10 protein-coding genes, 1 tRNA gene and 1 pseudogene are annotated in these 9,237 nt (G+C 61.0%); 3 read left to right on the forward strand and 9 right to left on the reverse strand.

The genetic code is table 11. The features are described from left to right. Positions 1-206, reverse strand: a pseudogene (locus EN750_RS39905) (hypothetical protein); the annotation flags it as partial. Positions 207-249: 43 nt separating this feature from the next. Here EN750_RS39905 and phaC point away from each other — a divergent pair. The 3 genes from phaC (at position 250) to EN750_RS07705 (ending at position 4,063) form a co-directional block, all read left to right on the forward strand. Next, on the forward strand, positions 250-2,085 hold the full coding sequence (phaC, locus tag EN750_RS07695; RefSeq protein ID WP_127396079.1) for a class I poly(R)-hydroxyalkanoic acid synthase: 1,836 nt from the start codon (positions 250-252) through the stop codon (positions 2,083-2,085). A 216-nt stretch (positions 2,086-2,301) separates the two neighbouring features. Continuing rightward, the gene (locus tag EN750_RS07700; protein ID WP_127396080.1) at positions 2,302-3,549 is read left to right on the forward strand and encodes a YcbK family protein; all 1,248 of its coding nucleotides are present in this window, start codon (positions 2,302-2,304) and stop codon (positions 3,547-3,549) included. Positions 3,550-3,988: 439 nt separating this feature from the next. Next, a tRNA-Glu gene (locus EN750_RS07705) sits at positions 3,989-4,063 on the forward strand. Between the two features lie 378 nt (positions 4,064-4,441). Here EN750_RS07705 and EN750_RS07710 read toward each other — a convergent pair. The 8 genes from EN750_RS07710 to EN750_RS07750 all read right to left on the reverse strand — a co-directional run bounded on the left by EN750_RS07710 (position 4,442) and on the right by EN750_RS07750 (position 9,034). Next, on the reverse strand, positions 4,442-4,744 hold the full coding sequence (locus tag EN750_RS07710) for a DUF1330 domain-containing protein (RefSeq protein WP_127327465.1): 303 nt from the start codon (positions 4,742-4,744) through the stop codon (positions 4,442-4,444). A 114-nt stretch (positions 4,745-4,858) separates the two neighbouring features. Beyond that, a complete protein-coding gene (locus EN750_RS07715) occupies positions 4,859-5,080 on the reverse strand; it encodes a hypothetical protein (protein WP_189526083.1) in 222 nt (73 codons plus the stop codon). Between the two features lie 432 nt (positions 5,081-5,512). Continuing rightward, entirely contained in the window at positions 5,513-5,920 is a 408-nt protein-coding gene (locus EN750_RS07725) for a TadE/TadG family type IV pilus assembly protein (RefSeq protein ID WP_127270088.1), read from the reverse strand. Further along, complete coding sequence (locus EN750_RS07730) at positions 5,910-6,350, reverse strand: TadE/TadG family type IV pilus assembly protein (RefSeq protein ID WP_245482649.1); 441 nt, start codon at positions 6,348-6,350, stop codon at positions 5,910-5,912. The genes EN750_RS07725 and EN750_RS07730 overlap by 11 nt, the downstream gene beginning before the upstream one ends. A gap of 4 nt (positions 6,351-6,354) precedes the next feature. Beyond that, entirely contained in the window at positions 6,355-7,581 is a 1,227-nt protein-coding gene (locus EN750_RS07735) for a pilus assembly protein TadG-related protein (protein ID WP_164873857.1), read from the reverse strand. 281 nt (positions 7,582-7,862) lie between these two features. Further along, on the reverse strand, positions 7,863-8,291 hold the full coding sequence (locus EN750_RS40535; RefSeq protein WP_245481740.1) for a DUF6074 family protein: 429 nt from the start codon (positions 8,289-8,291) through the stop codon (positions 7,863-7,865). Positions 8,292-8,337: 46 nt separating this feature from the next. Beyond that, positions 8,338-8,634 (reverse strand): DUF982 domain-containing protein, encoded by a 297-nt coding sequence (locus EN750_RS07745; RefSeq protein ID WP_127271426.1) that lies wholly within the window; start codon positions 8,632-8,634, stop codon positions 8,338-8,340. A 160-nt stretch (positions 8,635-8,794) separates the two neighbouring features. After that, positions 8,795-9,034 (reverse strand): hypothetical protein, encoded by a 240-nt coding sequence (locus EN750_RS07750; protein ID WP_127396082.1) that lies wholly within the window; start codon positions 9,032-9,034, stop codon positions 8,795-8,797. Positions 9,035-9,237 lie beyond the last annotated feature (203 nt).

The raw sequence follows: 9,237 nt of genomic DNA on the forward strand, positions 1-9,237 counted from the left end.
GTATCCTTCGGCCCCGTACCCGCAGCGACAGGCGTCGGGCCATTCGTGTTGGTGCTCGAGCACCCGGCAATCCCGATGAGGACGATCGCCGCGCCGATGCGGCAAAAATGTCCAGCACCGAAAAAAACAGTTTCGCCAATATTAATCGTCATATTGTTTCCTTGGCAGCCGAGGTAGAGCGAGATTGGCCCGGTCGGATGTCCCATGTTAATATGTCAAGAAAAGGCCTCGGGAGGAACCCCGCCAACCATGTCCAAAACACCCGATTCGGGCAAAGCGGAAGATGACGAGCCTTCGACCGTCGAGCAATATCTGGTGAAGGACCCGGAACGCTTCGCCCTGAACATGGCGCGCATGATCGAGCAGGCCGGCAAGGCCGCTTCCGCCTGGGCCGAGCCGCGCGAAAAAGGCGACGTGCGCGACCATGTCGCTGAGCCCGTTGTCGATATGGTGAAGACCTTTTCCAAGCTCAGCGAATACTGGCTTGCCGATCCGCAGCGCGCGCTGGAAGCGCAGACGCGGCTGTTCTCCGGCTATATGACGGTCTGGGCCAACGCCATTCAGCGCACCAGCAACGCCGCGCAAGACACCGAAGACGCGGTCAAGCCGGAGCGCGGCGACAAGCGGTTCCTCGACCCGGAATGGGGCCGCAACGCCTTCTTCGATTTCCTCAAGCAGGCCTATCTCGTCACCTCGCGCTGGGCGGCCGATCTGGTCGAGCACGCCGAAGGCCTTGACGAGCACACCCGCCACAAGGCCGGCTTTTACGTCAAGCAGGTGTCCAACGCCATCTCGCCGTCGAATTTCATCCTGACCAATCCGGAACTGTTCCGTGAAACCGTCGCGTCGAACGGCGAAAACCTGGTGCGCGGCATGAAGATGCTGGCCGAGGACATCGCCGCCGGCAAGGGCGACCTGAAGCTGCGGCAGGCCGACTACTCGCCCTTCGAGATCGGCAGGAACATCGCCACCACTCCTGGCAAGGTGGTCGGCCGCAGCGACGTCGCCGAAATCATCCAGTACGACCCGGCGACCGAGACGGTGCTCAAGCGGCCCTTGCTGATCTGCCCGCCATGGATCAACAAATTCTACATCCTCGATTTGAACCCGCAGAAATCCTTCATTCGCTGGGCGGTTGAACAGGGCCACACCGTGTTCGTCATCTCCTGGATCAATCCGGACGAGCGCCACGGCACCAAGAGTTGGGAAGCCTATATCCGCGAGGGTCTGCAATACGGCCTCGACACCGTCGAGAAAGCCACCGGCGAACGCGACGTCAACGCGATCGGCTATTGCGTTGGCGGCACGCTTCTGGCGGCGGCACTGGCGCTGATGGCGCAAGAGGGCGACGACCGCATAAAATCGGCTACCTTCTTCACCACGCAGGTCGACTTCACCTATGCAGGCGACCTGAAAGTGTTCGTCGACGAAGAACAGGTCGCCGCTGTGGAAAAGTCGATGAGCGAAAAGGGCTATCTCGACGGCACCAAGATGGCGACCGCCTTCAACATGCTGCGCTCAGGCGACCTGATCTGGCCCTATGTCGTCAACAACTACATGCGCGGCAAGGATCCCCTGCCCTTCGACCTGCTCTACTGGAATGCAGATTCCACCCGCATGGCGGCGGCCAATCACTCTTTCTACCTGCGCAACTGCTATCTCGAGAACAACCTTTCGCAAGGCACGATGGAACTGGCGGGCCACACGGTCTCGCTTGGGGACATCACCATCCCGGTCTACAACCTCGCCTCCAAGGAAGATCACATCGCGCCGGCGCTTTCGGTGTTCCTCGGTTCGAAATATTTCGGCGGCACGGTCGAGTATGTGATGGCCGGGTCGGGCCATATCGCAGGGGTCGTCAATCCGCCGGCATCCAACAAATACCAGTACTGGACCGGGGGTACGCCGACGGGCGACTTCAGCCAGTGGATAGCCAATGCCACCGACCATCCAGGATCCTGGTGGCCGCACTGGCAAGACTGGATAGAGGCCAAGGACAACACCCGCGTGCCTGCCCGCAAACCGGGCAAGCATATGAAAACCTTGGGTGATGCTCCCGGCACCTATGTGAAAGTACGTGTGTAACGGACTGTAATGTGTGGTGAGTTGACGGACCGCCAAAAGCGGGCGAAATGGTGTCGTCAACCATCAAGCGGCCGTAATTCGGCAATCACCGCAAAAATACTTCCAGGCTTGCGGATTTGACACAGGTCTCGTTTCCGGATCGGAGACAAAGGTCACCCTGGCATCGACGCATGCGTGTGGCGCCAAGGATATACCGACCGGACATCGAGGGGGAATTTGACTTTGAAATCAGCAGGATGGAGCCTCGCAAAGGGAGAACGCCGCGCCATTGTGGCAGCGCTCTGCTCCTTGCTTCTGGCCTCCTGCACTTCGGCTGGCGACCCGACAATGTCGGTCGGAATGCCCGGTTACAATGCCACCGCATCGGATATGAATGCCGCCTCAAGTGGCAAGTCGGCCGCTGTCGCCGATTCGTCCGAGATCACGACCGAGCAGTCGACCGTGATGACGAGCGATACGGCGCTGCCTGAAAAAGTCGCCTACGTGCCTATGTCCAAACCGGGAGCTGCCTTTCCGCTGACCACGCCGGCGGGCGCCGAAACCATCGTTGGAAACACGCCGCAATCGCTGACGCAGCAGGCACAGACCGCGCAGCAAACCGACGCGGTCGCCCAGCAGATTGCCGCGGTCGACGGCGACGTGGCGGCGCCGAAGCCCGCTGCCGCTCCGGCCATGAACAACCCGGTCTATGTGACGGCTGGCGAGATGCCGCAGGCCGAAGCACCAAAGAAGAAAGGCTTCCTCGCCTCGATGTTTGGCGCAACGCCAGCCTCGGCGACACCATCCCCCATCATCAGCAACGCCCGGACGGGCGAGCAGCCCCCGGCGCAGGCAAAAGCGGCGCCAGCAGCGGCAAAGCCGATCATCACGCTGGCCTCGGCCAATTCCACGGCCAAGCCGGTGCAACTGGCTTCGCTCGGTGGCGATAGCGGTCACATCACCGGCAGCGATGCCCTGCCCGGCGTGCGCCAGACGGCCCTGTTCGAGATCAAGCGCAAGTCCGGCCTGGACGACGAAAGCGACGTCGACCTCAACGAGGATGAGGGGCCAATCGGCGGCTCCTATCAGGTTGCGTCAGCCGCCGGCATGGCCCGGTTGGCGCCCAACGGGCTGCTCAAGCAGAACGAAAGCGTCGATGTGGCCTGCCTGAAGCCGTCGCTGGTGCGCGTGCTGAAGACGATCGAAGGCCACTACGGCCGCAAGATGACGGTGACGTCAGGCTATCGCGACCCGGCCCGCAACCGGCGCGCCAACGGCGCCAAGAATTCGCTGCACATGTATTGCGCCGCCGCCGATATCCAGGTTCCCGGCGTTTCGAAATGGGAACTGGCGAGCTACATCAGAAGCATGCCCGGCCGCGGCGGCGTCGGCACGTACTGCCACACAGAATCGGTTCACGTCGACGTCGGCCCCGAGCGCGACTGGAACTGGCGCTGCCGCCGGCGCAGCGGCGGTGACGGCTAGTCTAGCAGACGGTCTTAGGCCTATTAGCAGCCAAGATCGTACCGGTGACCATTCTGAGCATTCGGGATTAGCCGAAGCCTCCCACAAACTTCGTCATCCTAGGGCGAAGCAGGAGCGAAGCTCCGTCGCGAGACCCTGGGATCCATGCCGCGACGGCTGTCGAGGAATGCGACGGAGCAGAATTCTGCACCGTGGTGATGCGTTTGAGTCGCGGCATGAATCCCTTGGGTTGCGGAGCAGCTCCAGGGGTCTGCGCTGCGTCGCTGCGCTCCTTGCTCCGCCCGAGGATGACGAAACGATGGGTGTCGCCGCTAATTATCAAAGCCTGCCAACCCTCGGGAAATCGTTGATTTGGCTGGCCCGGAAAAAAGTTGTCCAAGGTGGCACCTGACGGGTTGCCGGTTGCGCACAACGCCAGTATAAGCCGCTTCGTCTGAGCGCGCCCATCGTCTAGCGGTTAGGACACCGCCCTTTCACGGCGGTAACAGGGGTTCGATTCCCCTTGGGCGTACCAGAAAAATAATGCGTTTAGCGCAAACCTCCCTCCCAATGTGGCCAATTTCGACTGGCTCCCTGCCGCGGTCTTCAACTGACGCGCAGCTTCCGCGATCACACCATAGGCTAACGCGGCCACACAGGTCATAATCCTGCTACAAAGTGGTCGATTCCTCAGGGATGTAGCCGCTCCAAGAGCCCGCCGCAGGTCGCCCCCGTGGCGGGCTTTTCATTGCACGGTCGAGTTGGGTTCTCGGGCACCGCGACAAATGAGAAAGCCCCGCAGTGGTAAGCCCGCATTTATTGCCTGGTTTCCCGGCTTTAAACAGCTGACTTCGCGGTGTACGGATTCGGGCGCAAAAGCCGGATACTACCTGATGAACGCGAGCCACCACGGTCAAAGAGTGGGTGTTGCAACCCCCTCAAGCGCAATGATCCTGGTGTTGGCGCAACGCTTCCGGATTTCAATAAGGCGGGCGTATTCCGGCGAATTGTACCAGCCCATCAACGACGTCATGTCGGGGAATTCGATAATAACCAAACGGTGTGGCTCCCAATCGCCCTCCAAAACCTTGGTCGCACCGCCACGACCTAGATATCTCCCACCATAACGCTCCTCGGTGGCTGGCACATCCCGCCGGTATTCCTCGAACGCGGCAGCGTCCTTTACGTCTACATCCGCGATCAGATAGGCGGCCATTTGCGCTTCCTCCTTCTCGACGGCGCCCGACCGTTACGGTCCGGTCCCGGGGGCGGGGCCTGTCGGTTAAGACGACTCTCTTCAGCGCTTCAACCGGCATCCGCCAACGCGAAGTCAAAAGCCTGTTATAATCCACGGATTGGCGTCGTATCCGAGGCGCGGCTCTGCCTTTGCGCCGCTATCTTCCGATTTGGCTGTTCCCGTGAAACCACAGTCCAGATTTGGAGCGGGCTTCTTGGCTGACGGGTTGGTGGAACATAAAGCGGCGGCGTCACTGACCGCCGCCTTCTTTTCCTTGGCAACAGCGATACCAGTCGCAGCGAAAACGACAGCCACGCAAAATACAGCCACTCTCATTGGAACCCCCATATTGCACCCGACAGATGGTCGGACATGACCTAGCGTCACCTTAATATTAGCACTACGAAATATATTATCTAGCCCCGTGCCATCAAAAGCAGGCTGATTGCCAAGCTTGCATCGTGACCGCCAAAACCGGTGCCGATCTGGACACCAGCCGGCATGAGTCGCATTCTGCTCGTGGAGAAGGACCTGGATCGACAAAACACAGGGGCTGATCAGGCCAACGCTGGCGGGACCGGGCCCTGCGCAGTCGCCGGAGGCGTCTGTCACACAACATTGTGTCGTGGGCGCTGATCCTCATGGCGATAACCATTCTCGGCGGTCTGATCGCGCTCAAGGCCTATCTGATCGCGCTCAAGGCGTACAAGTAAGCAGAGCCCCAGCGCGAGGCTATCAGGCCACAGCCTAGCCGCTGCCAAGCAGCGGCACCGTAACGGTTGTCGCGTAGTTGATCGGGAAGGAACTGAAGTAGGGAAAGTCGATGACGAAGGCATAGGCGGCGGTCAGATGCGCCATGCGGAAGCCGCCGCTCACGGGGTCGATGGCGATGGTGACGTTCACGTCCTTGAACCCCAAGGCCTGCAATTTCTGCGTGGCGATCGATTGAATGTCGGCCTGGGTCAGCGTGTTTTTAAGCTGCAGCGAGCGCGCTGACGTCTCCAGCGTATAGCGAACACTGGAGACCGAGTGCATCGACCAGCCAAAGGCGAAGATTCCGAACAGCAGCATGACAAGGAAGGGCGCGATCAGCGCGAACTCCAGCCCGGCCCCGCCCGATCGATCCCGCCGGAACGCGCTTACCCTAGCGGACACGGATCGTCTCCTGGTGACCGATGACGGTGGAAGTGGCAAAGGCGCCGAAGGCAATTGGCGGCACCCAGGTGCCCGATGCCTGTATCTGGACATAGACCGCTGGCACCTTCGGCCCACTGCACATGGTGGACGCGTCGACCACCGTCGCCCCGCACATAGGGATGCGGCTTAGCGTGACCTGGCCGTCTTCCGGCCGATTTTCCCAGCTCGCAATGGCAAGGGCCTGGGTCGCCGCATCATCGGTCGATCCGCTCATGACCAGGTTCGCGGCGGTCTTCACACCGGCGCGCATCGACAGTGAACTCGTTACGTAGGACCAGCCGTCCAGAATGCCAAGCAGCACCAGGCACAGAATCGGCAGCACCATCGCGAACTCGACCGCCGCAACGCCCGAATCATCGCCAAGGATCGGTATCGATCGGTGACGCACGGCGCTACTCGGACAGTGCCACGGACCGCGCGGCTGGAATGTTGGGCACTCCGAGGCTCGAGCAATCCTGACTGATGGTTGAGTTACCGGACCATTGGATCGTGTTGGCGACGACCCTGGTGCAGCCGCCATTGCCCGAGAAATTGCCAAGATAGTTCACTTGCTGCTTAGGGAAATAGATGGCCCCGGTCAAAAGCGAGTCCGCGGTGCCGTTGAACGTGCTGGATGCGCTCATGCCGGTCCTGTCGCCGTAGAACAGAACGCCTGAATAGGTGCCCGAAGTCGCCGCGCTGAGCTTCACGGACGCATTGCCATTCATGCTGACCGTCGAACTGCCCGACATGAAGATGGTCACCCCGCTGCCGGTGATGGCTGCGTTGGCGTTTATCTTGAAACTGCCCTGGACGACATAGACGCCGGGCGAAAGCGTGACATTGCCCTTCAGGTTCATGCCGCTGCAATAGGTGCCTGGACCGAGCGTCGCCTTGTTGTCGTTCTGGCAGGGGGTTGCGGCCACTGGGGCCGGCAGGTCGACAAAGGGATCGCCGGCAGGCAGTGCCTGGGTGATCGGGGCCGCGCAGACGGTGGTGACGGGATTGCTGAGAGAGACCCCGCCCGCCGATATAAGACAATCGGCCTGCAGACCAGCCGAGCCCTGAAGCTTGATGGCGTCCGAAGCGATCGAATTGGACATGACCGAGCAGCCGTTGAGCTTAACGCTGGTGCTGCCGGAAAACAGCGCCGCCTGCGAAGCGGACGGATCGAGCGCGAGCATGCAGGCACTCGAGGCATCGGTAATAACGGCCACCGCCCTCGCCTGTTCGGGGACCTTGTCCTGCGTGAAGATCAGGGTGAACATCCGGTCGAGCTGCTGGCCGACGATCACCTCGACCGCTTTTTTCGCCGTATTCGGTCCGGACGCCGGCGGCGTATTGACGACGATCGTGCCCGAACCCAGTCCGTTCGACGCCGCGGACTGGGTCGCGGCCGCGACGATCGTCGGCTTGTCGGAACCCGAAATCTGTTCGAGCGCACCGGCATAGGCGGCTGCATCGGCCGTCGCCTGCAATCTCAGGCTGTTGTAGTACCAATAGGAGGTCTCGACGCCGAAGCCCGCAGCGCCGACAACGACCGGCAAGGTGAGGGCAAAAATGGTGGCGACATTTGCGCCCGTGCTCCGGCGCAGGGCGTCCATTACAAGCCGAACACGGGTGAAGCTACTCAAGGCCATGGATTAAATTAGAAAGCACGCATAAATGAACGAATGGCTAAAAAGTTCGTTGCATTTTTGAGCAGTGGTCGATTGGCTTCAAAAAAAAGTGTTTCGCTGGCTGACCTACGCGCAAGCGCGTCGATGTCTCAGAGTGGGCCGCCCCTCAAGGCCGGCGGGAAATTGCCGGATTCGCAGCCGAGACCGCGCGAACAACGACCGGGTCTCCGAAAACCACACCGGAGCAAACGTATTTACAAATTATTGAAGCATGTATTGAGGCTGGAGGTTCAGGATTTGCTTCAAGCGGAAAGAATTGGCATCGACTCTGCGACCGTATCAGCCAACATCTCTCGCTGCACGGCCAGGAAAAACCTGCGCACTTCATCGCTGGCTGCCGTTCTGTCCCTGCCGGACCCGACGACGAGATCGAGCAACTCCGACGCCTTGGCTCTCCAGAACGAGGTGGCGGTCTCGCCATGCAGATTGCCGAGCTTGGCGGCAACCTCCCTGACCAAGAATACCTGACGGTCGATCGGGAATGCACGGACTTTTTCTGGGGACATCTTCCAAACCATGAGACTGACGCAACGAATCAACCATTGCCAACAAGCAAAGGCGTAGCCGGGAAGATGGAAACGGAAGCTTAACAGGGCCGGCCTTGGTGCGGTGCAGTCGTCGGGACGAAACGCGCGCAGCGGCGCGCTCACGACATTGCCGCGTGCGTTCAAACACGATCGCCGGTGTTTTGATCGGGCAACGAACAGGGCACAGCCCTCAGGCCTGGAGCGCCCTCGCCTCACCGCCGCGCTTGCGCGGCGTCATCATGTCCCTGGCCATCAGTCCACTGGCGCGGCAAAACGCCATGAACGCCCGGCAGGCATCCTCGGTCTTGACCACGTCCACCGTGGCGCCAAAGCAGGCGTTGAACGCTTTCTGATAGATCGGGCCCTGACGGCGCGCAGGCCAGTCCTGGAGAAAATCGAGCGCCTGTTCGACGCCATAGATTTCCTCGACTGGCAGACCGGGTCCAGGCGCTATGCGCACAGGCACCTCGAATTGCAGTCTATCCATTTCCTGTCTCCCGAACGGCATCGCCGAGGCAACGCCGTTCGTCGTCAAAAGTTGCTTTGACCGGCCTCTGGCCCAGAAATGTGTCGTCACTTGGGTCGCGGGCCGCCATGTCGCGCCAAACAAATCGCGCACCCGAGATCTGTCCTGGGGTGACATATGCTCACTGGTTCGCCGGATCCGTCTCCGCGTCGAAGGCCATGCGACTGGCGGTGATCAGTACAAATACGGTCGGCACGGCGAAGATGCCGCCGAGAACAAGGGCCGCCATCGCCGACAGGCCGAGCGTCTCGGCAACCGCCCAATAGACGGTTCCGATGCAGATGAGCGCCTGGACGCAGAGGAACGCGGCAGCCGAGGCCACGCGCGACAGGGTTTTGAAGGTCTTGATGCGTTGTTGCATTGAAAAAATCCGGAAATGACGCGCCGCGCGACCGCCGCGCGACCGACAGCCGCCGCACGATCACTACGCGAACAGGAATAGCGATGAGGTGGGGGTACGGCCCTGGGCCGCTCAGGCCGTGATGGTCGGGGGTGCGCGCGGCTGGTTGGTGCTCGCCCCGGGAACCGAGGCGGCCCCATATCCCGCAACCATCGCTCTTTGCG

It is taken from the genome of Mesorhizobium sp. M7A.F.Ca.ET.027.03.2.1, assembly GCF_003999175.1.
Taxonomy (GTDB): Bacteria; Pseudomonadota; Alphaproteobacteria; order Rhizobiales; family Rhizobiaceae; genus Mesorhizobium.

Bases quoted from the DNA above. Each gene is read 5' to 3' on its own strand.
- EN750_RS07710 (WP_127327465.1), bottom strand. From the start codon at position 4,744: ATGGCCGCCTATCTGATCGCGGATGTAGACGTAAAGGACGCTGCCGCG.
- EN750_RS07735 (WP_164873857.1), bottom strand. From the start codon at position 7,581: ATGGCCTTGAGTAGCTTCACCCGTGTTCGGCTTGTAATGGACGCCCTG.
- phaC (WP_127396079.1), top strand. From the start codon at position 250: ATGTCCAAAACACCCGATTCGGGCAAAGCGGAAGATGACGAGCCTTCG.
- EN750_RS07745 (WP_127271426.1), bottom strand. From the start codon at position 8,634: ATGGATAGACTGCAATTCGAGGTGCCTGTGCGCATAGCGCCTGGACCC.
- EN750_RS07750 (WP_127396082.1), bottom strand. From the start codon at position 9,034: ATGCAACAACGCATCAAGACCTTCAAAACCCTGTCGCGCGTGGCCTCG.